Here is a 23,514-nt window from a genome sequence, read left to right as displayed (position 1 = left end):
GCCTGGGTGCCCCCCCCCCCCCCCCACAACACCGGCCCCCTGTCCCCCCGGTCTAACATACCGGCGTCGTGGCCGTCTCTCACCGATCGGTGAGAGACGGCCACGACGCATGCTCATAACACGCCGTGCATATCGGTCAGCGTCGGAAGCACCCGGGGCTGCGGCATCATCTGCTCGGCCCAGCGCGGGACCGCCCGGATGGAGTAGAAGCGGCGCAGCCACCGGTCCTCTCCGTCGTAGCGCGGGGTGAACGCCGAGCGACCGTGTGCCGCAACGTGGTTGTCGACGACGACCAGCTCGCCGGGCCGCAGGATGACCTCGTGAACGACCTGTTCCAAGGCCTCGGTCAGTGCGCGCAGCGCGGCTCGGCCCGCGGCATCGGTGGCCTGTGTGTTGTGCGAATTGAAACGCATGAACAGCCGGTCCTCCGCGCCGAACAGCACGGGGTGTGGCCCGTACGCGGGCCGCTCGCCCGTGCTTCCCCGGGTGAAGGAGAGCGGGTAGAGGCTGCGGAAGGCCGGTCGACGCAGCGTGACGATCTGCTCAGCGGTGAGGTACGCGGCCGCCTCACGCACCGAGGCCACCCGGGTCGCCGCCACCGCAGCGTGGTCCTGACGCAAGCAGAGCAGACCGAGGAAGTCGGGTCGCAGCGGATGGTGAACGTTCTCCGTGTGGAAGTCGAAGGCCACCGACCCACTGTTCTCGATACGCTGCTCCTCGCCGCGAACCGGATACACCTCGTGGACGAGTGCCCCGTTCTTCTCCTCGGCGTAACCGATCAGCGAACCGAGCAGTTCCGCGAAGGTCGCCAGGATGCCGGTCGTCCGGTGCCCGGCCAGCGCGGCGTCACCGTGTCGCTCCGGGGTGGACGGAACGGTGTCGATGTCGATTCCGCGCACCAGATAGAATCCGCGCGAGGAGTTCTCGCTGAACGCGAGAAGCTGTCGGCGCAGTTCTGCCGGGACGTCGTTCGGAGAGAATTCGTCGAGGCCCAGGGCTCCTCGCGGGTTGGAAACCATGCGCTGCGCAAGGCGGGTGAGCGATTTCATTTCCTGATCACTCAGCGCGTATTCATGGGTCAGCTCAGAGACGGCACCCACAGTTTGTTAACCTTCCTAAACTCGAGGACGGGTTCTTGCTGCCTTCTACGGTCAGCAGGTAACGGTCTTCTCGTAGGACCCGATGCCGAACGAGAAGTCTTTGGTCGACCCGTTCGCCATGGTGTAGCAATCACTGTCGAAGCCCAAGCTCACGATGACCTTGACCTTCTGGGTACTGCCGCAACCGTTCGCCAGGTGCACGGTGTAGAGGCTGCCCGCCTCGCTGTTGGTCTCCGAAATACTGCGGGACACGCACGACGGCGCGGTGGTTGCCGCGAACGCCGGCTGCGCGACCAACGCCAGCTGCGCCACGATGCCAGCGGAGACGAGCACGGCGGCTTGGACTTTCTTCATCTGGATGACTCCCCGTTCGGCGACCATTCACGCATTGCCGAGCAGCAATGCCTTGAAATGAAGGTAGTGCGGCCTGCTTTCGAGCCGATTTTCCTGTGATGTTCGCCGCACGATAGGTTGCTGACAGTCGCCGAAATGCCGTCACTCTCCGAAGCCTCAATAACATCAATGCAACGAAGAGGGTGCGCGCTGCGAGATCATCGATCTCACCATCATCACGCAGCGTGTCGATCCGCGTGCCCGGCAGCGACCGCGGGGGTGGCGAAGCGACCTGGCCGACATCGATTATGAGCGACTGATGCTGGTCTGCGCCGAAGGTGCTATCCAGCAAGGTAAGTCGCCACACGGGGGAGTAAATGAGTAGTTCGTACGATTTCCGGCTTCTGGGGCCACTCACGGTCCGAGCAGCCGGCAGACTCCTTCCGATCACCGCCACCCGGCAGAAGACCGTACTGACTCTCCTGCTGCTCAACGCCGGTCACGTGGTGTCGATGGAGCAGATCGCCGAGGCCGTATGGGAGGAGAACCTTCCCCGCCGGCCCGCCAATCAGATCGCGATCTGCGTGTCCTCGCTCCGCCGGGCACTGACCACTGCGGGCGCGCCACGGGACCTGCTGCAGACCGTCTCGCCCGGCTACATGATCGATGTCGGCGCGGAGAGCCTCGACATCCACCGAGTCGACATCCTCCACGCACGAGCCCGCCGAGTCACCGCCGAGCGGGATGTGCTCGCTGCCCGTGCCAACCTGCGTGCCGCGCTCGCCGAATGGCGCGGACCCGTGCTCGCCGGACTGACCAGCCGACTGTTCCAACCGGACATCGCGCGGTGGGAGGAGCGCCGGCTCAGCGTGCTCGAGGAATGCGTAGACCTGGAACTCGAACTCGGCGCCTGCCGGGAGTTGATCGGTGAGCTCTCCGCCGTCGTCACCAGCCACCCGCTTCGCGAACGTCCACGGTGGCAACTCATGCTGGCGCTCTATCGCAGTGGACGTAAGGCCGACGCTCTAGCCCTTTACCAGAACACCCGCCAGGTGCTCGAGCAGGAGCTCGGCCTCGATCCCGGCGTGGAATTGCAGGAACTCAACGAGGAGATCCTACGAGGAACCGTCGCTCCCCCGGCGAGCTTCGGCACGGCGAGCCCCACCACCACTGCGCCGGGCCTCGGCACGGGCGAGGCCGTACCGGCACGACCATGGGGTGACAGCACGATCACGGCTGCCCCGGAGGCGACGGCCGAACCGCGGCCGGACACGCTCACCACACCCCGTATGCTGCCCGCTCGATCGCCCTACTTCACCGGCCGTGCCGCTCAGATGGACACCATCCTGAACCATCTGGCCGAGAGATCACCGGCGGAGACCGCCACGGTCCGGATCCATGTGGTCTCCGGTCCGGGCGGAGTCGGAAAGACCAGCCTTGCGGTCAACACCGCTCATCAGCTGCGGGCGGCCTTTCCGGACGGCCAGTTCTTCACCAGTCTCAGCGGCACCGACAGCCGGCCGGCCAAGCCCGTCGAGGTTCTGGCGGCCTTCCTGCGCGAGCTCGGTGTCGACAACGCGGCGATGCCCGACGACTTGGAACAACGAGCGGCCATGTACCGCAGCATGCTGGCCGGCCGGCGGATGCTCGTCGTGCTGGACAACGCCGCGGATGAGATGCAGGTCCAGCCTCTGCTGCCGGGGTCACAGTCCTGTGCCGTACTCCTGACCAGCCGCCGCCGGATGACCGGGATCGACGGCGCCCGGTTGATGGAGCTGGACGTGATGGCGGAACCCGAGGTCATCGAGCTGATCCGGAGGATCGTGGGACCGGAGCGGGTGGACGCCGAGCCGGAAGCCGTCGCCGAGCTCGGCCGCTCCTGCGGGCATCTGCCGCTGGCAGTACGGATCGTCTGCGCGCGCCTAGCCGCTCGCCGGCACCAGAGCCTGGACAAATTCGTTCAGCGGTTGCGGAACAAGAACCGCCGGCTGGACGAGCTGGCGCACGGCTCGCTCGATGTGCGGGCCAGTATCTCGCTGTCCTACCGATCGCTGAAGGAGCCGGCGCAGCTGCTCTTCCGCCGCCTCGGGTTGACCGACGCGCCGGACTTCGCGCCGTGGGTCGGCGCGTCGCTCACCGAGATCGACCTGGCGGACTCGGAGGACCTGTTCGAGTTGCTCGTCGACGCGCAACTGCTGGAGTTCGTCCGCCAGGACGACATCGGCCAGCCGCGTTACCGGTTCCACGACCTGGTGCGCCTGTACGCCCGGGAGAGGGCCGATGTCGACGACACCGAGGAGGACCGGCGTGGCGCGATACGCCGCCTGCTCGCGACCTGGCTGGCCCTCGTCGAAGGCGCCCATGTCTCGCTGCTCGGCGGAAACTATGCGGTCGTGCACGGGTCGGTACCGCGGAGGGCCCCCGATTCAACGGTTTTCGACGCGTTGACGGTCGACCCCGGTGTCTGGTACGAGACGGAACGCCGCGGCATCGTCACCGCTGTACAGCAGGCCGCTGACTTCGGCCTCAGCGAGCACTGCTGGGATCTCGCAGTTTCCGCGGTGTCGCTGTTCGGCGTGCGCAGCGACTACGACGGATGGCGCAGTACCCACCTCGTGGCGCTGGCCGCCGCGCGCGCCGCCGGCGACGGCCGGGGTGAGGCGATGGTGCTGACCGGCCTGGGCGATCTCTACGTCACCCAGCACCGGTACGCCGAGGCGCGCGGGCACCTCGCCGCGGCGCTGGAGGCCTTCTCCACGCTGCAGGACTGGCACGGGTACGGCGTCGCGCTCCGCAAGGCCGCCTACGCCGACTGGATCAGTGGCGATGTCGCCGTGGCACTCGGCCGCTACCAGCAGGCTCGGACGCTGCTACGAGACGCCGGTGACCACGGGGCGGAGGCACACGTGGTCCGCTGGATGGGCCAGATCTACCTTGAGGAGGGCCACCTGGACCTCGCTCAGGCGCACCTCACTCAGGCGCTGGAGATCTCCACCGGCTCACGTCGCGGCTACGCCCAGGCGCTGTACCGCGTCGGTGAGCTGGCGCTCGCCCAGGGTGAGCTGCGCAGGGCCGAGCACACGTTCACCGAAGTACTCACCATCGTCAGCGACATGGGTGATCGGCGCGGATGCGCGTACGCCTGGCACGGACTGGGCCTGGCACGGCTGCGGCAGGGGCGGACCGGGGACGCGGCACCGCTGTTGCATCGGGCCCGAGAGGAGGCGGCCCTGATCGGCGATCGCCTGATCGAGCTTCCGGCGCTGCTGGCGTTGTCCGAATACTGGCAGGCGGTGGGCCGTCCGGACGAGGCACGGCAGGAGCTGGCCCACGGCATGCACCTCTGCGAGCAGATCGCCGCGCCGTTGTGGATGGCGCGATGCCGGGACGCGTTGCTGCGGATCACCGCCTGCCCGGAGACCGAGTCCGGTCTGCACGGCTCGGTCAGCATCGGCTGAGAGCGGGAGGGCGACGCGGACGACCGCCCGCGTCCGGAACCTCATCACGTCAGATGACCGGCGGACAGCAGGGTTCCGGCCGCCCGGGAAGGCGGCCGTGCGTCAGTGGTCCGATGCCGGGTGATCGGTGACCTTTGTCGCGCGGAGTGAATACAGCAGTGGGACGCGTGGGTGGCCTGGGGGGAAGCGGTACTCGCCGCCGGTGTTCTCCAGGACGGGAAAGCGCCGGAAGAGCGTGATGTCGTGCTCGTGGAGGAAGTCCAGCCGCAGTCCGGCGCGGGCAAGCGCGGTGAGTACCTCGCCCAGTGGGTGCTGCCACTGGACCTGGCGGGTGTTCGTCATCGCCGGGCCGCCGGTGTACGTGTACCGGTAGTCCACCACGTTTCCACCCGTGTCGAAGTAGTCCCGTTCCACCGCGCGGCCGTCGTCGCCGAGCATGTCGCTGAGGGGGTGGAACTCCACGAGGTAGAGGAAGCCGCCCGGGTTCAGCAGGGAAGCGACGATCTCCGCCCAGCGGACCAGGTCGGGCAGCCATACCAGCGCGCCCAGGCCGGTGTAGACGATGTCGAAGCGATCACCCGGCAGGGCCGTTCCGGCGTCGTGGACGTCCGACACGACGAATCGGGTCTCGCCGGCGAGCCCGACCTCTTCGGCGAGTTCCCGGGCGGTCCGGATCGCGGGTTCGGAGAAGTCGAGGCCGACGGCGCGGGCACCGCGCCGGGCCCAGGAGAGCGTGTCCTGCCCCATGTGACATTGCAGGTGGAGAAGGCTACGGCCGGACACCTCGCCGACCTCGCCGGGTTCGAACGACCGCAGTGTGGATCCGCGGGCCGGGAACTCGTGCACGCCGTAGAACTCGCTGGCGGCGTGAATGCCCGCGCGCTCGTCCCAGTTCATCCGGTTGAGCCGTAACCATTCGGGCGTCGGATCGACATCGGTCATGGCCGTGACCATAACCACCGAGCGGGGAGGGGAGCATCCGGTTATCGAGCGGTCTCCTCGATCCTGTGAGCGGGATCGGCCAGGAGGGCGCTGACGGCCTCGCGGCCCGCCCGGTTGGCGCCGACCGTGGATTGTGAGGGGCCGAAACCGATCAGGTGCACCCGGGGCTCGTCCGCGACCTGGGTGCCGATCAGGCGGATGCCGCCCTGCGCGTTTCGCAGATGCAGCGGGTCGAGGTGTGCCAGCGAGGCCTTGAAGCCGGTCGCCCACAGGATCACCTCCACCGACGTGAAAGACCCGTCCGATTCCCGTACGCCGTAGGGTTCGATCGCGGTGAACATCGGGCGCCGGTTCAGGGCGCCGCGTTCTTTGGCCGCGAGCGCGTACGGCGTCCACGCCAGGCCCGTGTAGGAGACCACGCTGCCGGTCGGGCGGCCCGCCTCCACGTCGGCGATGACCTTGGCGATCGTCTCGCGACCGGCGCCTTCGGGGGTGAAGCCGTCCTCACGGAAGTACGGTTCGCGGCGCGTGTACCAGTACGTCGTCGCGACCCGGGAGATCTCCTCCAGCTGCTGCAGCGCCGAGATGCCGCCGCCGACCACCGCCACCCGCCGGCCCGCGAACGCCTCCGCGCTCACATAGTCGCGCGTGTGCAACTGCGTTCCCGCGAACGTCTCCGCGCCCGGATAATGCGGCCGCACCGGGTTGTCCCACGTCCCGGTCGCATTGATGACCGCCTTCGTCAGCCACGTTCCCCGATCGGAGGAGACTTCAAGGTCAACACCCTTCTCCCGTACGGCGGAGACCACCGCCGGACGTACGATCGGAAGGTTGTTGAAGCGCTCGAAGTCCGCGAAGTATCGCGGCACCGCCGTCCGGCTCGGCTCGGCCGGGTCCAGGGGCGGCTTCGGGAACCGGGGCAGGTCGAAGATGCCGTTCACGGTCGCCATCCGCAGCGACTCCCACCGGTGACGCCACGCCCCTCCCGGCGCCGCGCCCGCGTCGAGCACCACGAAGGTCCGTGAGCCGTCCGGGTCCGTGAGCGCGCTGGTGAAGCCGCGCCGCTTCAGGTGGTAGCCCGCGGAGAGCCCGGACTGCCCTCCCCCGATGACCACCACCGACGCCGACCGCCGCATGACCCACCCCCAGGTATTTGCTGCGTCAACTATATGACCCGGCGATCCGCGCGGCGGTGTGACGTGCCCCTCCGGCCCTTTGCTCAGCTGCGCCGCGCGGCTGCCGAAGAGCCTGGATGGCGGTTTTCGCCGGGACGGGTTGCGCTGGGCGGGGAGAGCGATCGTGGGAGCAGTGTCCGAGGACGTCGTGGGCGGGATGACGGCGTGGCGGGCGGAGAACGCGGGGTTGCCCGAGGTCGAGCGGCTGCTCGACAAGGTCCGCGTGCACCTCGGTGTCGAGGCCGCCTGGGTGTCGGCGTTCGGGGCGGACGACCTGACCATCTGGGCCGGGACCGGGGAGATCGAGGCGATCCGGCTGCCGATGGAACGCGAGCTCAGCCTGCTCGGGTCGTTCTGCAAGCGGGTGCTCGCCGGGACCCTGCCGGACGTGGTCAACGACGTACGGCGACACCCGGTCACCCGGGACCTGAAGGCGGCCACCGACCTGTCCATCGGGTCCTACGCCGGAGTACCCTGGCGCTCGCCGGACGGGACCACCGCCGGGATGCTCTGCTGCGCGAGCCGGCACCCGGATCCGACCCTGGACCAGCAGGCGGTCCGGTACATGGGGCTGATCGCCGAACTGATCAGCGACAGCATGACCGGACCGGTCGCCGTCCAACGGCACACCGTGGCCACCGCCCGCCGTACGGTGGAATCGGTCTTGGAAAAACAGGCCGTGCGGATGGTCTTCCAGCCACTCGTGCGGCTCGCGGACCGCAAGACCGCCGGGTACGAGGCGCTGGCCCGGTTCGACGACTTCGCCGGGCCGGACCGGGCGTTCGCGGCGGCGTCACTCTGCGGGCTCGGCACACGGCTGGAACTGCTGGCGCTGCGGCAGGCCCTGGCCAGGTTCCCGGAGCTCGACGCCGACATGGTCCTCGCGGTCAACCTCTCCGCCGAGGCGCTGCTCGATGGGGACGTGCTGGACACCCTGCTGGCCCACGCGAGCCCCCGGCTGGCCATCGAGATCACCGAGCACGCGCAGGTCGGCGACTACGGGCTGCTCGGTGACGCGCTCGGCTCGCTCCGGCAGGCCGGGATCAGGCTCAGCGTCGACGACGCGGGCGCCGGGTTCGCCAGCCTGCAGCACATCCTGCGGCTGCGCCCGGACGTCATCAAGCTCGACATCAGCCTGGTCCGGGACATCGACACCGACGTGGTGAAGACCGCGCTCGCCCGGTGCCTGAACGACTTCGCCGGGCAGATCGGCGCGAGCCTGGTCGCCGAGGGCATCGAGACCGCGTCGGAGCTCGACCGGCTCACCGAAGTAGGAGTCATGTACGGCCAGGGCTATCACCTCGGGCGCCCGGGCGAGCTTCCGTGACCATCCGGTGAACCGCGAGCGTGCCCGGTGCCGTAGTCCCCGGTGATCACGCGCTCACGGAGGTGTCATGCCGCTCACCGGATCGCCGCTCACCGGGCTGCTCCACCGCGCCGGGCACGCCGCCGGGCCGCGCCGTCGCTGGATGCTCTGGACCGCGGGCGGCGTCACCGTCCTGGTCGCCCTCGGCGCCGCCGCGTACGCCCTGCCGCTGCCGTTCCTGAACACGCTGGTCGCCGACCGGATCCGCGCCCAGGTCGCCTGCCCCGGCACGCTCACCACGTCGCCGAAGATCATGGTCGACGACGATCACCTGCTAAGCCAGGCGGTCCGGGGCAGCCTCGACGAGATCCAGCTGACCGTGCCGGACGCGACGCTCTCCGGCGTGCCGCACGCCACCTTCACCGCCACCCTGCGCGACGTCAGCCAGCCGACCGACACGACCACGCACGTCGGATCGATGGAGGCGTCGATCGCCGTGGACTTCACCGACATGCCGTCGGCCGAGGGCTCGCCGGCGCCGACCTATCAGCGTTCGGACGACGGCGGGCTGCTGGTCGATGTGACCGTTCCGGCGGAGGCCTCCGACAACGTACGGGCGAAGCTCTTCCTGAAGATGCGGATCAGTGGGACGAGCGCCGAGGCGGTGCCGCAGGAGCTAGAGATCTTCGGTAAGAAGGTGGCGGCGGCGAAGGCGGCGTCCCTGACCGGGGGTGTCCGGAAGCAATCATTGCCCGCGCTGCCCGACGGGGTCACCTACCGGTCGATCACGCCACGCAAGGACGGGCTGCACGTGGTACTCGCCGGCTTCGGCACCGAGGGCCTGGACACGCTGCCCACCGAGGTCGGCGGCCGCGCGGTCACCTACTCCGCCGCCGACGGCCTGCTCGGCATCGCCACCGCGATCGAGGTCGAGCCGATCATCAACGTGCCGCTGACCATCCTCGCCGCGCCGAAGCTCGACGGGACCTCGCTGACGATGGTCCCGCAGGCGGTACACATCCTGGGGAAGGACCGGGACACCGACGACTTCCTGTCGACGATCGTGCTGTCCCAGATCGATCAGAAGGACCTGACCCGGGAGCTGCCCGCGCTGCCGTCAGGCGTCACCTACCGTTCGGTCACGGTCGACGAGGACGGCGTGCACGTGACGGTCGGCGGGACGACCGTGCAGCCGTTCTCGGTGCTGAAGCAGCCGGAGGGCCGGCCGACCACGTTCGGCGCCGAGGACGGCCTGCTCACCGCGGTGACCACGGGCTCCGGGAAGGACACCGAGATCGAGCTCGTCGCCCAGCCGAAGATCACCGGGAGCACGCTGGACATCTCACCCCAGGAGATCGAGATGTTCGGCACGCGTTTCCCGGCCGAGAACGTACTCAGCCAGGTGAAGACCCAGCAGACCAGCTACCCGCTGCAGGAGCTACCGGCGAACCTGACGTACCAGGGCGTCGACGTCACCTCCACCGGCCTGCTGATCCACCTGTCCGGCCAGGACGTGACCCTGACCAAGGGCGCCCTCACCGGCGGTTCGTGCTGAAAGATCGACAACTGATCAACCTCTTCACCCCTTGAGGGGTACGGTTTGAGGGGTACGGTGGTCGATGTGGAGCTCGCCGGAGTTCAACGGACGCTCAGCCCGGTGCTGAAGGCCAAGGCGCTGGACACCCGGCTGCCGTCCCCGATCCTCGGCGACGCGTACGCCGAGCAGACGATGCGCCGCCTCGACCCCGCCTACGACCACGGATTCCTCGGCGCGAACCAGCTCGGTCTCGCCGCCGTGGTGCGCGCGAAGGCCCTCGACGACTGGGCTCGCGCCTTCCTCACCGACCACCCCGGCGCGGTGGTGCTGAACCTGGGGTGCGGCCTCGACGCCCGGGTGCACCGCATCGATCCCCCACCCACGGTGACCTGGTTCGATCTGGACTTCCCGGCCGTCATCGAGCTGCGCCGCGAACTGCTGCCGTCACGTCCACACGACACACCGCTCGCCTCCGACGTCACCGACCTGACGTGGCTGGACACCGTCCCCCGCGATCGTCCGGCGCTGATGATCGCCGAGGGCCTGGTGCCATACCTGACCGAGCCCGCCGCCCAACGGTTGCTGACCACCATCGTCGACGAGTTCCCCCGCGGACAGCTCCTGTTCGACGTCGTCTCGGTCTCGGCCTGGCGTTCGTCCCGGTGGGACCCGGTCGGCCGCCGCTACAACGCCCGCTTCCACTGCGGCTTCGACGACCCCACCACGCCGGCCGCCTGGCATCCACGCCTGACATACGTCGACGAGGCCCCGATGAACGACTCCCCGCTACTGATGGCCAAGGCCCCACCGGGAATCCGCCGGATATACCGCGCCATGAACCTGATCCCCGGCTTCACCCGCTCCAGCCGCATCCTCCGCTTCCGCTTCTGACCGCATCACCCATCCCCTCGCGTGCCATCCCCTCGCGTGAACACGACCAACGCTGAGCCACCGCCCACTCCTGGCCTGAGCCGCCGCCCACTCCCGGCTGGCGGTGAGCGGCCCCTCACGATGTCCGAGACACCCCTGCGGGCCAGCTACAGGTCCTCAGCTGGGAACCAAGGGTGCCTCACGACCGTCGAGACACCCCTGAACTCCAGCCCGGAAGATCACGCCCGCGCGGTGTCGTCGTCATCCACTCGGCCAATCCGGTGGGTGCCGCGAAGATGGCGCAGGCCCTCCGGCGCTGGGGCTATCCGGTCCGCGTCGCTTCGGGCGATCCCGCGGTCGCCTACGTCGAGGCCTCGCGGACGGCGGGGACGATCTCGTTGGCCCAGCGGCCCAGTGAGAGGCCGTCCGGGGCGCCGCCGTCGGGTGCGAAGAGGATGAAGCCGGACGCGCCGTAGGTCAGCACCGCCCCGGTCAGCTCCTCGATCCACTGGTCGGCGGAACCGCCGATCCAGCGGTCGTCCCGGTCGCGGGTGGCGGGAAGCGGGCGCTCGGTGATGCGGCCCGGCACGTTGTAGACCGTACGGACGTCGCGCGGGTCCCGGCCCGCCGCGAGCGCCGCCGCATCCACGATCGGCCGGGACTGCCGGTACCGCTCGCTGCGCCAGTCGGCGGCGTGTCCCGGGATCCAGCCGTCGGCCACCCGGCCGGTCACCGCGAGCGACTTCGGCCCGTTCGAGCCCGTCCAGACCGGCAGCGCGTCCACCGGAGCGGGCTCGATCGCGTCCACCCGGTAGTGCCGCCCCTCGTGGGTGATCGGCGGGCCGCCGCCGGAGAGCGCCTTGACCAGGAGGATCGCCTCCTCGAAGGCGTCGACCGCGGCTGCCGGGGAGAGCGGTGGCACGCCCATCGCGGAGATCCGGTCCCAGCGGCCGCCCGCGCCGAGGCCGAGCAGGACACGGCCTCCGGAGAGCACCGACAGCGACGTCACGGTCCGGGCCAGCATCGGCGCGGGCCGCAGCGGCAGGTTGGTCACGTTGACGAAACCGGTCAGACGCTGGGTAATGCCAAGGACGAAACCGATGGCGGCGTACGCATCCAGGCGCCCACCCAGGTACGGATGGTCCGACACCGAGAGCACGTCGAGCCCGTCGCGGTCGGCCTGTCCGGCCAGGCGCACCAGCTCCGCCGTGTCGTCGATGCCACTGTGCGCACCGAACCCGTACACCACCTCAGTCATGGACGTCGTCATGCGCCCACTGTCCGTGGCCCGCCCGGGGCTAGGGAGGCCGTGGTAGGGCCACCCTCCGCGTCAGAGTTCGGCGAGCAGCTGCTCGACCCGGGTGCGGATGGCGTCGCGGATCGGGCGGACGGCCTCGATGCCCTGGCCGGCCGGGTCCTCGAGCGTCCAGTCCAGGTAGCGCTTGCCGGGGAGGTACGGGCAGGTGTCGCCGCAGCCCATGGTCACGATGACGTCGCTGACCTCGGCGGCGGCGTGGTCGAGCCTCTTGGGCTGCTCGGCGGTGATGTCGATGCCGGCCTCGGCCATCGCCTGGACCGCGACCGGGTTGATCCGGTCGGCGGGCGCGGACCCGGCCGAGCGGACCTCGACCCGGTCACCGGCGAGGTGCCGCAGCCAGCCGGCGGCCATCTGGGAGCGGCCGGCGTTGTGCACGCAGACGAACAGGACACTGGGTACGGCGGTCATGGGTTTCCTCGGAGACATCAGTTGACGACGGGACTGCGGCGCTCGATGAGGACGACGTCGCGCCAGGTGCCGTGGTGGCGCCCGACGCGCTCGCGGGTGCCGACGACACGGAACCCGCAGGCGGCGTGCAGGGCGAGGCTGGCCGCGTTCTCCGGGAAGACCCCGGATTGGATGGTCCAGATACCGGCGGCCTCGGTGGCGTCGATCAGCGCACCGAGCAGCGCCCGGCCGATCCCGTTGCCGCCGTGGCCGGGGTGCACGTAGACGGAGTGCTCGACGACTCCGGCGTACACGCAGCGATCGGAGACCTGGCTGCACGCGACCCAGCCGAGCACGTCGCCGCCGGTGCCGAGGGCGACGAAGCGGTGCCCGGGCAGCCGGGCTGCGGTGAACCGGTCCCAGGTGGGCGGCTCCGTCTCGAACGTGGCGTTACCGGTGGCGATCCCGAGCCGGTAGATCTCCAGCACCGGTACGGCGTGCTCGTCGGCCATCGGGGCGAGGGTGTAGCCGCTGGAGGGTTTCACGACGGGGCCATCTCCTGATCGGACGGTTCGACGGTGGACGGGACGACGGAGCGCGGGAACCACCAGGCGGCCGCCGCGACCGCGAGCACTCCCCCGATGATCTGCGCGGCGAGGAAGCCGGGCACGGAGGCGGGGGCTATCCCGGCGAACGTGTCGCTGAACATCCGGCCGACGGTGACGGCCGGGTTGGCGAAGCTGGTCGACGAGGTCCACCAGTCCCGGCGGGAGCTGCGGCACCGACGGCGGCGTCGGCGGGGTCGAGGAACTGGGAGAGCAGCGCGAGCTTGGCCGGGATGATCCAGTAGTAGACCCAGGTGCCGCGGCGCTGGCAGTCGACCAGTCCGGCCTCGCGCAGCTGGCGCAGGTGGTACGAGATCGTCGGGCCGGTCAGGTCGAACGCGTCGGTGATCTCGCAGACGCAGACCTCGCCGCCCCGGCGGGCCGCGATCAGCGACAGCACCCGCAGCCGGACCGGGTCGCCGAGGACCTTGAACGAGCGGGCCAGTTCGGCGGCGCCGTCCGGGCTGAGCGCCTCGCTGACGGTCGGCTCGCAGCAGCCCGCGGACTCCTCTTGCTTAGACACCTCTCTACGTTGACAGCTCTCTAGGCAGGGATGCAAGCTGCCTAGAGAGTCATCTAGATAAGCGGAGGTGTGCGATGTCCCGTGTCCAGCTCGCGCTGCGAGTCTCCGATCTGGAAGCGTCGGTCGCGTTCTACACGAAGCTGTTCGGTGCGGAGCCGGCCAAGCGCCGCCCCGGGTACGCGAACTTCGCGATCGCCGAGCCGCCGCTCAAGCTCGTGCTCCTCGAGGGTGAGCCTGGGCGGCCGACCGTGATGGATCACCTCGGCGTCGAGGTGGAGAGCTCCGCGCAGGTCGACGGGGCGACCACCCGGCTGACCGAATCCGGCCTGGTCACCCTGGTCGAGGGCGACACCGAGTGCTGCTACGCCCTGCAGGACAAGGTCTGGGTGCGCGGCCCCGGCAACGAGCCGTGGGAGGTCTACGTGGTCAAGGGCGACTCCGACGTCGGTGACCAGCCGATGCCCGACGAGGAAACCTGCTGCTCAGACTGACCGGCCAGGGAGAACCGACCCGCCGTTCCGCCCACGGTCCGGCGCGGGCTGTCGGCTGGTGCTGAGGGGTGCGCCGAGCGGCTCGATGCACCCCTCAGCACCAGCCAGGACCAGCGACCGCCGGGACCGATCATCAGGACACCGGCCGGGTCGAAACGGGCCCGCACCCGCTGACACCACGCATAGATCGATTCCGGTATCTTGCTGCCGTGTCGATCAGGATCGCAGAACGTTACCGTCTGGTAGGACAACTCGGTCAGGGCGGGATGGGCCGCGTCTGGGCCGCCCGCGACGAGCTGCTCGGCCGGGACGTTGCGGTCAAGGAACTCGTGCCACCACCGGGAATACCCGCCTCGGAGCGCGCTGACCTGCGGGAACGCGCCATCCGCGAGGCCCGGGCGATCGCCCGGCTCGACCACCCGAACGTGGTCCGCGTCTTCGACGTGGTGTTTTACGACAGCGACCCGTGGATCGTCATGGAGCTGGTCCCGTCCCGCTCCCTCTTCGACACCGTCCGTGACGAAGGCCCGATGCCCCCGGATCAGGTGGCCCGCATCGGCCTGGGTGTCCTGGCCGCCCTAGGCGCCGCCCACCGGGCCGGGCTGCTGCACCGCGACGTGAAACCCGGCAACGTCCTGCTGGCCGACGACGGCCGGGTGGTCCTGACCGACTTCGGACTGGCCACCGCCTCCGGCGACGCCGGGATGACCAGCACCGGGGTGATCCTCGGCTCCCCGCAGTACCTGGCCCCCGAACGCGCCCTGGACGGCGAGATGGGCCCGGCGACCGACCTGTGGTCTCTGGGTGCCACCCTGTACGCCGCCGTCGAGGGCCGGCCGCCGTACGTCCGGTCGTCCCCGATGGCCACCCTCGCCGCCCTGGCCACCGAACTCCCCGACCCACCGGAACGCGCCGGCGAACTGCGCCACGTCCTCGCCGCCCTGCTCCAGCGAGACCCGTCCCGCCGGGCCGACGCCGAAACCGCCCGGCGTCTCCTGGTCGCGGCCACCGCACCCGGCACCCCACCCCCGTCCGACCTACCGGTCTACGACGAGCCCACGTTCGCCTCCCCCAACGTTCGTTCCCTGGCACCACCCGCCAAGGCCGCCGCCCCCGCCGAGCCGGCGTCCGTGGCCGCCGCGCCGGCTGTTCCGCCGTCGACCGGCCCTTCCCGAGGCGATTCGACCGCCCGACGGCTGGTACTCGTCGGCGCCGGAGCCGCGGCGGCGCTGCTCATCGCGGTGGCGGTCGCCTACTCGCCGTGGGGAGAGCAGGACACGGCCTCCCCCGAGGAGCTGGCCGTGGCGTCGCAACCGGGTACCGCCGTCGCGGCGAGCACCCCGCCGCCCAGCCCGGCGACGTCCCCCTCCGGCATCTCCCGGCCTCGGTCCTCCGCGGGCGCCGTGGCACCGGGCCCGAGCACCCAGACCGAGAGCCGCAAGACGACCGCCGCCCCGACCGCGACCACGTCACCGAAGACCGAAGCCACTACCACCACCGGATCGCTGTTCCAGGGCGTCGGCCAGGACAACTGCCTGTACGCCCCCGCGGGCGGCGGTCAGATCGTGACCAAGGCGTGCGACAGAACGGACACCGGCCAGCTCTTCTCCCTCGCCTCGGACGGGACACTGCGGGCACGCGGCAAGTGCGCCGAGGTGGGCGGCACCTCCAACGGGTCCCTCGTGACGCTGGTGACGTGCACCGGCGACCAGACCCAGCAGTGGAGCTACAACGCCTCCCTGCAACTGGTCACCGCGGCGGGCGACAACTGCCTGGACATCCCGTACGGCAAAGACGCCGAAGACCTGGCGATGTGGGTCTGGGCGTGCGTCGACGAGGACAACCAGAAGTGGCGCCGACCCGAGTGAGCCCGCTCAGACGCGGAGCTGCGGGCCGGCATCCCTCCGAGGTATTTTCCGCTCCTCAGTTCGCGGGCCGGCCTCGCGGTATTGCGCTTGGCCGCCGCGACCCATCGTGATCAGCCAGCCGTGTCAGAGCCGACCCTGCCGGCCCTGGCCTGACATCCAGTCGCGCGTACCGAACGAGGCGCAGGAACGGGTGGCGACCTCGGCAGCCTCGTCGAGGGTGTCGGCGAACGTCGCGGCGGTCAGTGGCCATCGCCGGGCCACCCCGAGGGTGAGCGCGCCGTGCAATACGTCGCCGGCCCCGAGCGTGTCGACCACCGTGGTACAGGGCACGGCCTGCTCGACGAAGCCGTCGCCGGTCCATCGCAGCAGCGGATCGGCGCCGCGGCTGATGGCGATCCAACGAACCCCGTGGCCTTCGAGGAACCGCGCGATCTGATGCTCGGTGGTGACGCCCGGTGGGCGGAAGTCGGCAGAACAGACCACCACGTCGAGCAGCGGCAGCAGCTCAGGCGTGACCGGTTTCCAGCTGCCGGCGTCGATCAGGGTGGGTATGCCACGCCGCCGCGCCTCGCTCAGCACCGCGGTCGCCAACGCCGGATAGTGGCCGTCGACCTGTACTGCTTGGATGCCGCCCAAGAACGGCGACAAATCCGGAACTCCCAGCGTACGGGCGGCGCCGTTGGTGGAGACGACCGCCCGGTTCCCGGTGCCCGCGCTGACCACGATGCTGGAGACCGACGGTGCGCCGGCGTCGGCCGGAGTCAGGTCGACCAGGCGGACCTTGCGCTCGGCCAGATCGGCGTGGATTCCGGCCGCCAGGGGATGCCGCCCGACCGCCGTGAGCAGCACCGCCGAGCCACCGAGGTGGGTGACGGTCGCTGCGGCGTTGGTCGCCGGGCCGCCGGCCGCCACGGTCTGCGCCAGCGCGGTGACCTTCTCGTTGTCGGCCGGGTACTTCTCGACGAACTGGAGGATGTCCAGTGTGCAGAGCCCAGCAAGCAGGACCTCAGTCATCCAGGTACATCTCCTCGATGGAACCGCTCCGGGTTGACCTCGCCCGCGAACGCCGAACATGCCCGGCCCGGATAGACCCCCACGTCGGCGGCGTGCCTGGATCGGGACCCGCCAGGCCGGCTCAGGCATGGGCCGTGGCTGCCGATAGGGAGCGGTGGGTCTCGACGAGCTGTTGCGCGACGGCGGGCTGCACTGTGTCTACCAGCCGTTCGTCGATCTGGACAGCGACGGGGTACCCGCCTTTCTCGCCTTTGAGGCGTTGCTGCGCGGGCCCGCCGGGTCGGCCCTCTCCTCGCCGATGGCGCTGCTGGGCGCCGCCCGGGAGGCCGGGCGGCTCGCCGAGCTGGAGCGCGCCTCGCTGCGGGCCTCGCTCGCCGATGCCGCCGCGCTCTCCGGTGGACGGCCGGTCACGCTCTTCGTCAACCTCGAACCCAGCACCGTCACCCAGCGCCTGGACCTGGTGCTCGACGTGCTCGGCACCCGGGCGGACCACATCCAGGTGGTCGTCGAGATCACCGAGCGGGCCCTCGCCGCCGACCTGGCCGGGGTGCTCGCCGGGGCCGAGCGGCTGCGGGCGGCCGGGTGCGCGATCGCGCTGGACGACGTCGGCGTGCACCCCGAGTCGCTCGCGTTCATCCCGCTGCTCCGGCCGGAAGTGGTCAAGCTCGACCTCAAGTTGCTGCGTACCGTGAAGGATCCTGGAACCGTGCTCGTCGCCGGTGCGGTGCGCGCCTATGCCGAGGAGGCCGGCGCGGAGGTGGTCGCCGAGGGCATCGAGTCGGCGGAGGACCTGACCAGGGCGCTCGTGCTCGGCGCCACGCTCGGGCAGGGCTGGCTGTGGAGCCGGGGCGAACGCCGCTTCCCGCCGTCGACGTTCCGGCCCGAACGGTTCGCCGCCCGGCCGATCGGGGCGTCGCTGCGGGCCACGCCGTACGAGCTGATCGGATCGAACCGCCGGGTCCGCCGCGCACCGAAGCACCTGCTGGTCCCGGTCTCGAAGACGCTGGAGCTGATGGCGCTGGAGTCGAGTGTCCCGCCGGTGCTGCTGGCCGCCTTCGAACACGTCCGGTACCTCCGGCCGACCACCGTTCAGCGGTTCGCCCGGCTGGCCGAGCGGCTGCCGTTCGTCGCGGTGCTCGGCGTGGCGATGCCCGACCACCCGATACCCGGCGTCCGCGGCGGTGTCCTGAACGTCCGGGATCCGCTGGCGAGCGAGTGGACGGTGGTCGTGCTCGGCGCGCACACGGCTGCGGCGCTGATGGCCCGCGACCTGGGCGACACCCGCGCGGACCCGGATCGGCGGTTCGAGTTCGTGGTCAGCTACGACCGCGCTCTGGTGACCGCCGCGGCCCACTCGATGATCGGGCGGCTCGCGGTCACCGGGTAGCGCCGGGGACCTCGGCGACCGGGAGCGAGGGAATCTACGATCGAGGGGTGTTCCCCGATGAGCGCCGGAACGAGCGCGATCACCATCTCGACGAGCGTGAACGGCAGCTGGACGCCCGCGAGCGGCTGCTCGACGCCCGGGAGGAGTACCTCGCCGCGCTGGAGCAGGATGTCGCCGCCCGCCGGCACGCGCTCGCGGACCGGGAGGCCGCCGCCGAGCTGCGGGAACGCGGCGCCAACGAGCGTGACGCGATCGCCGACGGGCGGGAGGCACACGCGAATGCCCGGGAGCAGCTGCTGGACGAGCGGGACAGCCGGGACCGGGGTGACCTCGCGGAGCGGGCCGACCCGCTGGAGTCCGTCCGGGGAGCGTTCGCGAGGGAGGTCGCCCGACTGGACCGCAGCGACGCCTTCCTGGCACGCTCCCGTGACGCGGTCCAGCGCGCCCAGTCCCGGCTGGACGAGCTACGCGCCAGCCGCCGGCCGGAGTCCTAGCCCGTTTTCGGAGCCCGACCGGGGCTGCGACGTGGCCCAGAGCGCGCCTGGCAGCGTCCGCGAAGCACCCACATACAACCGGACGCTTCGCCCGCGCTTCCACCCGCACCGGAACGGGCGTGGGCCCGCTCCACCGGAATTGGAGCGGGCCCACAGGAAACCAACAGTAGAGGAATCGGGCCACCGTCCCCCTGACGCTTGTCACCCACTCTCCCGGTGACTGCCCGCCCGTATCGGCGCCCACCACACTGTCGATCCATGACCACCACGCAGTACATCACCGTCCGTGAGCCGTCCGATCTCGCCGCGGTCATCGCCGGCGCCGCGATGCATGAATACGACGAACCGGTGGACACCGCCGACGACGACGGGCCCGACGAGGACCTGGCCTGGGACTACTGGGACTGAACCGCCTCTACACCTGCGCCGCGATCGCGCCGTACGCGTCGATGAACGGCCCGCCGTCCGCGCGCCACCGCGTGATCGGCACCAGGCCCGGCTCGTCGAGGGGCAGCCCGAGGAAACAGGTCTCCAGCTCGGCCGGGCTGCGCACGATGTACGGCACGCCACCGCTCTGCTCCAGCCGTTTCGCGCCCGCCACCACCTCGGGTGTGGTGTTCGTGCCGTCCCAGAGCACCAGACGACTGCCCGGCACCGTCGCGCCGAACGTGCGGGACACCAGCGAGCGGACCACGTCCAGGTCCGGCTCGTACCCGAGAACTCCCATGAACATCACGGCGATCGGCTGCCGAAAGTCAAGGCTCTCGGCCGCAGCGGCCAGGATCAGCTCCGGGTCGTGGTAGTCGGCGTACACGAACGTGGTGCCGGGCGCGAGCTTCTCGGCGTGCGCCAGCACCAGCGGGTCGTTGTCGACATAGACGACGGTGGACGGCGGACCGGCCACCTCGTGCGTGTTCTGCATGGTCGGCAGGCCGGTGCCGATGTCGAGGAACTGGCGGATGCCCCGCTCCTCCGCCAGGTACCGCACCGCCCGGATGAGGAAGCCCCGCGACTCGCGCGCCATCACGGCGATCTCCGGGTAGACCTGCGCGACCGCGTCGCCGGCGGCCCGATCGGCGGCGAAGTTGTCCGTGCCGCCCATCCAGTAGTTCCAGATGCGCGCCGCGTGGGGCACGTCGGTATCCATGGATCTCTTTCTATGCGAGAGCCTGTCCGGGCACCATCATCCGATCGGTGCCGTGCCCGATGTACGCGATCAGCCGCCCGTCCGCGCCGACCTCGGCGGAAGAGGAACCATCTCAGTCGGCGGCGTGCGGGCAGTCGGCGAGGTGCAGGGGCCAGGTCTCGTGGCGCAGCGGGTCGACCCCGGCCCAGCGCAGGGCCGCGTGGTCGATGGGCAGCAGCGCGCTGAGGTCCGGGTCGCCACACTCGCCGGGGCAGCTGTGCGCCAGCTCCACCGCCGCCTGCCAGGCCATATCCTTGGCGATGACGATGTCCTGCACCCGCCGGAAGCGCCTCGCCCCGGCCAGCAGGCGGCGCTTGACCCGCTCGGTCAGCACCACGCTCCGGTACTCCTCGTCGAACTCCCGTTGCAGGTCGGCGTAGAGGCGGCAGGCCTTCTCCGCGGCGGCCGCGGCCAGCACGGCGATGCCCTCGGGCGGCGCGGACTCCGGGTCGTCCCGCCAGCGCCGCGCCTCCGCGAGCGTGACCGGTGCCGTCCTGCCCTGCTCGCGCAGGGCGGCGGCCAGCACGTGCCGCTTCACCGCGAACAACCCGCACACCGGCGCCGGGCACAGATACCGATCCGAGCCCGGCTCCGGCGGCGGCCGCTTACGTCTCGACATGACGACCTCCCACCGACATGGAGCAACGTGCCGGCAGCATGGCAAAACCAGGCGATCTTCACGCGGCGCCTGTGGATAAGACGGGCGCGGGGAGGCTGCGGGCCAGGACGGTGATCTCCCTCCCGGGTGTCATCCGCTCGGGCGAGGAAATCGCGATATCCGGCGAACCTCGGCCGGGAAAAATACCGTGTTCCCATGAGACTTTCAGCCACGATCACCTGTATTGCCGCGATCATTCTGGGTGCTGCGGCACCGGCGGAGGCGAGCGGTCCACCGGCCCTCGCCGGCGACCCGTACCACGGTGCATGCGGCCTCGACTCCTACGGCGTCAACACCACGGTGATCAGCGACAACGGCCACCTCCACATGACCGACCCGGCCAACGGCGGGGAGATCGGCGACGCCTATTTCTTCTATTCGCCGAGCTGCCACGGCTATTTCGTCACGAGCCTGACCCGGGGCAGCAAGTACTACACGAAATCGCTCGTCTGGTCGAGTGACAACACCGGCCCGGTCGCGGAATTCTCCTCGCTCTATCCCGGCAACGGCATCGCCTGGACCTACGTCCTCGGCAACATGGCCGGCCGCGCCGCCTGCGCGAAGATCGTCGTGACCAAGCCGTACGGCCAGCCGGTCACCACAGTGGACCTCGGCTGCACCACACCGGTCTGAGCGATGTGGTAGCTTGCCCGCTATCGGTCATGAGTGCCAGCGTCAAGCCCCGGCTCGCTGGTCGGCAACCCTCCTTTCGCGGGCGGGGTGCTCCGGGTGACGACCAGGCCCGGCGCGAGCGTGCCGGGCAAGCCGCGAGTCAGGACCTTCATGCTTCTCCGTACGGCCACCCCCGCCGATTCATCGAAGATCGCCGATCTCCACGCGGACAGTTGGCGGCGGCACTATCGCGGCGCCTACTCCGACACCTTCCTGGACGGTGACGTCGCCGCCGACCGCCGCACGGTCTGGTCGGCCCGGCTGGCCGCACCGACCGGATCGGTGACCATCGTCGCCGAACAGGGCGACCACCTGACCGGTTTCGTTCACCTGGTCATCGATCACGACCCGGTGTGGGGCAGCCTCGTCGACAACCTGCACGTCGCCCACGACCAGCACCGCAACGGCATCGGCACCGGCCTGCTGACCCGCGCCGCCGGGGCTGCGGGCGGCCCGATCCATCTGTGGGTCCTCCGGCAGAACACCGCCGCGCAACGGTTCTACCGCGCCGTCGGCGGGCAGGCCGGGGAGACCGCGCTCGTCGCCCCGCCCGGCGGCGACCCGGCCCGGCTCCACGGATCACCCGAGAAGCTCCGCATGTCCTGGCCCGACCCCGCGAGCCTCGTCGCCGTCACCGCAACCAAAGCCAACGACCGAACAGGATCAACCATCACGCCACGGATGGCACTTCAGCAACTCGGGACTGCGTCCACTTTCGCAAGGCGGACACCAGAGGGGAGTTCCTGAAACTCCGCCGTCTGATCAATGGCAGCCTTTTCAAGCGCAACCTTGATTCCCTCCGTGACACCCGGGCTGGTTGCCACCAGGAAATATGTCACGCGTTCCGGTCGATAGTCGGCACAGACTACCGCACCGCTTCTGGAAATCCATCGACCCTCACTGATATCGAGGAACTGGCGGCCATGGACATAGAACTTGTCGGCCGCTTGAAGGAATAGCCACAGCGTCTGCCCTTCACAGATATTCGCCGTGCCTTCCAGCGCTATCGACGGGGTCACCCTGGACCCGTTCTCGACGTTGTCGAATCCCCCGTCGGGTGCACACTCGACCAGGCCTTGCGCACTCATGGGCGAGGGCCCGGTCGACGACGATCCTGCCGTTGGAAGACTCGAAGACCCGCGACCCGATGCCGTCGCCGCATGGACGGCATGGACTGTCGCACCGCCCAGAACCAGGCACCCGAGTGCAATACCGGACAGTGCACCCAGGGTCTGCGCCCTACTCGATGCGGGTTTCCGGAGAATGTAGATCACGCTAGCCACGATAGCCAGAACGGATCCGAGAAAAACACCTGAAAGTCCGGCGATAGTCAGTTGAACAAGAGCGACCACCGCCGCGAAAACCGCGACCCAGAGGCTACCCTTGGCAATATCCACCCCGGACGCGAGATCCTGATTGTCGATTTTCCGATTCATCGGACGTGCAACCATCCATAGGTTATGGAACATCGCGTCAAAAGTAAAAGCAGCGATATCTTAGAGCGCGTTTTAGATGTGTGTCGCACGGCGTGTCCGCCGAGCAGTGAGGCATCGATCGATGCACTGGTATGGATCGAGTGCGCCGGTACCCTTCGGACCTGACGGATGCCCAGTGGGAGCTCATCGAGCCGATGCTGCCACTGCGGAAGTGGATGGGCCGCCCTGAGAAGCATCCACGCAGAGTGATGGTGGACGCGATCTTGTATGTGGTGCGGACCGGGTGTGCGTGGCGCTACCTGCCGGCGGATTTCCCGCCTTGGGAGACTGTGTATGGCCGGTTCCGGCAGTGGAACAGGCGCGGAGTCACCGAGAAGATCCTCACTGAACTACGCGAACAGGTGCGTATCGCTCAGGGTCGGACCCCGGAGCCGAGTGCGGGAATCATCGACTCTCAAAGCGTCAAGACCGCCGACACCGTCCCCAAAGCTACGCATGGTTATGACTCGGGTAAGAAGATCGGCGGGAGGAAGCGGTTCATCGTCACCGACACGGGCGGTCTACTGCTCGTGGTGTGTGTTGTCGCGGCGAGTGTGCAGGACCGTGACGGGGCGAAGGGCACGCTCTTGAGCCTGTACCACATGTTCAATGTCCGCTTTGTCCTCGCTGATGGCGGTTTTGCGGGCGCCTTGGTGGCCTGGTGTAGCGGCTTTTTGAAGCTGACCTTGGAGATCGTCCGCAAGCCGAAGGGGCA

The 23,514-nt window shown here is 69.6% G+C and carries 25 protein-coding genes and 1 riboswitch; of the genes, 12 read left to right on the top strand and 13 right to left on the bottom strand.

The annotated features are described in order from the left end of the window. Positions 1–113: 113 nt before the first annotated feature. Together AB0M08_RS44295 and AB0M08_RS44290 are read right to left on the bottom strand one after the other, a co-directional pair. Positions 114–1,100: a TauD/TfdA family dioxygenase gene (locus tag AB0M08_RS44295; RefSeq protein WP_364507370.1), complete on the bottom strand. Its 987-nt coding sequence runs from the start codon at positions 1,098–1,100 to the stop codon at positions 114–116. 51 nt (positions 1,101–1,151) lie between these two features. After that, positions 1,152–1,481 carry a hypothetical protein gene (locus AB0M08_RS44290; protein ID WP_364507367.1) on the bottom strand — a complete coding sequence of 110 codons (330 nt, stop codon included), beginning with the start codon at positions 1,479–1,481 and terminating at the stop codon, positions 1,152–1,154. Positions 1,482–1,810: 329 nt separating this feature from the next. On the opposite strand from AB0M08_RS44290, the gene AB0M08_RS44285 reads away from it, so the two are divergent. Then, a complete protein-coding gene (locus AB0M08_RS44285) occupies positions 1,811–4,891 on the top strand; it encodes a BTAD domain-containing putative transcriptional regulator (protein ID WP_364507364.1) in 3,081 nt (1,026 codons plus the stop codon). 102 nt (positions 4,892–4,993) lie between these two features. Here AB0M08_RS44285 and AB0M08_RS44280 read toward each other — a convergent pair whose 3' ends face one another. After that, positions 4,994–5,833: a class I SAM-dependent methyltransferase gene (locus AB0M08_RS44280; RefSeq protein WP_364507361.1), complete on the bottom strand. Its 840-nt coding sequence runs from the start codon at positions 5,831–5,833 to the stop codon at positions 4,994–4,996. Between the two features lie 41 nt (positions 5,834–5,874). Beyond that, positions 5,875–6,969, bottom strand: coding sequence for an NAD(P)-binding domain-containing protein (locus tag AB0M08_RS44275; protein ID WP_364507358.1), 1,095 nt, complete (start codon positions 6,967–6,969; stop codon positions 5,875–5,877). A 163-nt stretch (positions 6,970–7,132) separates the two neighbouring features. Here AB0M08_RS44275 and AB0M08_RS44270 point away from each other — a divergent pair, with 163 nt between their 5' ends. The 3 genes from AB0M08_RS44270 (at position 7,133) to AB0M08_RS44260 (ending at position 10,742) form a co-directional block, all read left to right on the top strand. Beyond that, the gene (locus AB0M08_RS44270; protein ID WP_364507356.1) at positions 7,133–8,335 is read left to right on the top strand and encodes an EAL domain-containing protein; all 1,203 of its coding nucleotides are present in this window, start codon (positions 7,133–7,135) and stop codon (positions 8,333–8,335) included. Positions 8,336–8,402: 67 nt separating this feature from the next. Further along, positions 8,403–9,869 (top strand): LmeA family phospholipid-binding protein, encoded by a 1,467-nt coding sequence (locus AB0M08_RS44265; RefSeq protein WP_364507353.1) that lies wholly within the window; start codon positions 8,403–8,405, stop codon positions 9,867–9,869. Positions 9,870–9,926: 57 nt separating this feature from the next. After that, a complete protein-coding gene (locus tag AB0M08_RS44260) occupies positions 9,927–10,742 on the top strand; it encodes a class I SAM-dependent methyltransferase (protein WP_364507350.1) in 816 nt (271 codons plus the stop codon). Between the two features lie 340 nt (positions 10,743–11,082). On the opposite strand, the gene AB0M08_RS44255 is transcribed toward AB0M08_RS44260, so the two are convergent. The 5 genes from AB0M08_RS44255 to AB0M08_RS44235 form a co-directional block, all read right to left on the bottom strand. Further along, complete coding sequence (locus AB0M08_RS44255; RefSeq protein ID WP_364507376.1) at positions 11,083–11,979, bottom strand: LLM class flavin-dependent oxidoreductase; 897 nt, start codon at positions 11,977–11,979, stop codon at positions 11,083–11,085. 72 nt (positions 11,980–12,051) lie between these two features. Further along, entirely contained in the window at positions 12,052–12,447 is a 396-nt protein-coding gene (locus AB0M08_RS44250; protein WP_364507347.1) for an arsenate reductase ArsC, read from the bottom strand. A 17-nt stretch (positions 12,448–12,464) separates the two neighbouring features. Then, on the bottom strand, positions 12,465–12,938 hold the full coding sequence (locus AB0M08_RS44245) for an N-acetyltransferase family protein (protein ID WP_364507373.1): 474 nt from the start codon (positions 12,936–12,938) through the stop codon (positions 12,465–12,467). 29 nt (positions 12,939–12,967) lie between these two features. After that, entirely contained in the window at positions 12,968–13,135 is a 168-nt protein-coding gene (locus AB0M08_RS44240; RefSeq protein WP_364507344.1) for a hypothetical protein, read from the bottom strand. Continuing rightward, positions 13,108–13,554 carry a metalloregulator ArsR/SmtB family transcription factor gene (locus AB0M08_RS44235; RefSeq protein WP_364507341.1) on the bottom strand — a complete coding sequence of 149 codons (447 nt, stop codon included), beginning with the start codon at positions 13,552–13,554 and terminating at the stop codon, positions 13,108–13,110. The genes AB0M08_RS44240 and AB0M08_RS44235 overlap by 28 nt, the downstream gene beginning before the upstream one ends. A 74-nt stretch (positions 13,555–13,628) precedes the next feature. On the opposite strand from AB0M08_RS44235, the gene AB0M08_RS44230 reads away from it, so the two are divergent. After that, the gene (locus AB0M08_RS44230; protein WP_364507339.1) at positions 13,629–14,045 is read left to right on the top strand and encodes an ArsI/CadI family heavy metal resistance metalloenzyme; all 417 of its coding nucleotides are present in this window, start codon (positions 13,629–13,631) and stop codon (positions 14,043–14,045) included. A gap of 209 nt (positions 14,046–14,254) precedes the next feature. Continuing rightward, a complete protein-coding gene (locus AB0M08_RS44225) occupies positions 14,255–15,913 on the top strand; it encodes a serine/threonine protein kinase (protein ID WP_364507336.1) in 1,659 nt (552 codons plus the stop codon). Positions 15,914–16,036: 123 nt separating this feature from the next. On the opposite strand, the gene AB0M08_RS44220 is transcribed toward AB0M08_RS44225, so the two are convergent. Next, complete coding sequence (locus tag AB0M08_RS44220) at positions 16,037–16,927, bottom strand: PfkB family carbohydrate kinase (RefSeq protein ID WP_364507334.1); 891 nt, start codon at positions 16,925–16,927, stop codon at positions 16,037–16,039. Between the two features lie 154 nt (positions 16,928–17,081). Here AB0M08_RS44220 and AB0M08_RS44215 point away from each other — a divergent pair, with 154 nt between their 5' ends. The 3 genes from AB0M08_RS44215 (at position 17,082) to AB0M08_RS44205 (ending at position 19,216) form a co-directional block, all read left to right on the top strand. After that, entirely contained in the window at positions 17,082–18,314 is a 1,233-nt protein-coding gene (locus AB0M08_RS44215) for an EAL domain-containing protein (protein ID WP_364507332.1), read from the top strand. Positions 18,315–18,361: 47 nt separating this feature from the next. Continuing rightward, the gene (locus AB0M08_RS44210; protein WP_364507330.1) at positions 18,362–18,808 is read left to right on the top strand and encodes a hypothetical protein; all 447 of its coding nucleotides are present in this window, start codon (positions 18,362–18,364) and stop codon (positions 18,806–18,808) included. Between the two features lie 258 nt (positions 18,809–19,066). Further along, positions 19,067–19,216, top strand: a complete 150-nt coding sequence (locus tag AB0M08_RS44205) for a hypothetical protein (protein ID WP_364507327.1) — start codon at positions 19,067–19,069, stop codon at positions 19,214–19,216. 7 nt (positions 19,217–19,223) lie between these two features. Here the strand turns inward: AB0M08_RS44205 and AB0M08_RS44200 are convergent, their stop codons facing one another. Continuing rightward, entirely contained in the window at positions 19,224–19,955 is a 732-nt protein-coding gene (locus tag AB0M08_RS44200) for an SAM-dependent methyltransferase (RefSeq protein WP_364507324.1), read from the bottom strand. 112 nt (positions 19,956–20,067) lie between these two features. Beyond that, on the bottom strand, positions 20,068–20,613 hold the full coding sequence (locus AB0M08_RS44195; RefSeq protein ID WP_364507322.1) for a hypothetical protein: 546 nt from the start codon (positions 20,611–20,613) through the stop codon (positions 20,068–20,070). A gap of 195 nt (positions 20,614–20,808) precedes the next feature. Here AB0M08_RS44195 and AB0M08_RS44190 point away from each other — a divergent pair, with 195 nt between their 5' ends. Beyond that, positions 20,809–21,285, top strand: a complete 477-nt coding sequence (locus AB0M08_RS44190) for a hypothetical protein (protein WP_364507319.1) — start codon at positions 20,809–20,811, stop codon at positions 21,283–21,285. Positions 21,286–21,310: 25 nt separating this feature from the next. Then, positions 21,311–21,426, top strand: a riboswitch (SAM riboswitch). Then, entirely contained in the window at positions 21,382–22,071 is a 690-nt protein-coding gene (locus AB0M08_RS44185) for a GNAT family N-acetyltransferase (protein WP_364507316.1), read from the top strand. It overlaps the preceding riboswitch by 45 nt. On the opposite strand, the gene AB0M08_RS44180 is transcribed toward AB0M08_RS44185, so the two are convergent. Next, on the bottom strand, positions 22,014–22,775 hold the full coding sequence (locus tag AB0M08_RS44180; RefSeq protein ID WP_364507313.1) for a hypothetical protein: 762 nt from the start codon (positions 22,773–22,775) through the stop codon (positions 22,014–22,016). The two genes, AB0M08_RS44185 and AB0M08_RS44180, sit on opposite strands and share 58 nt — an antisense overlap. 116 nt (positions 22,776–22,891) lie before the next feature. Here AB0M08_RS44180 and AB0M08_RS44175 point away from each other — a divergent pair. Beyond that, positions 22,892–23,514: IS5 family transposase (locus AB0M08_RS44175; RefSeq protein WP_364507311.1), on the top strand; the 623-nt coding region annotated here is incomplete at its 3' end.

The organism is Actinoplanes sp. NPDC051851 (assembly GCF_040681165.1).
Classification (GTDB): Bacteria; Actinomycetota; Actinomycetes; order Mycobacteriales; family Micromonosporaceae; genus Actinoplanes.
This window is presented reverse-complemented; position numbering and strand designations above follow the sequence as displayed.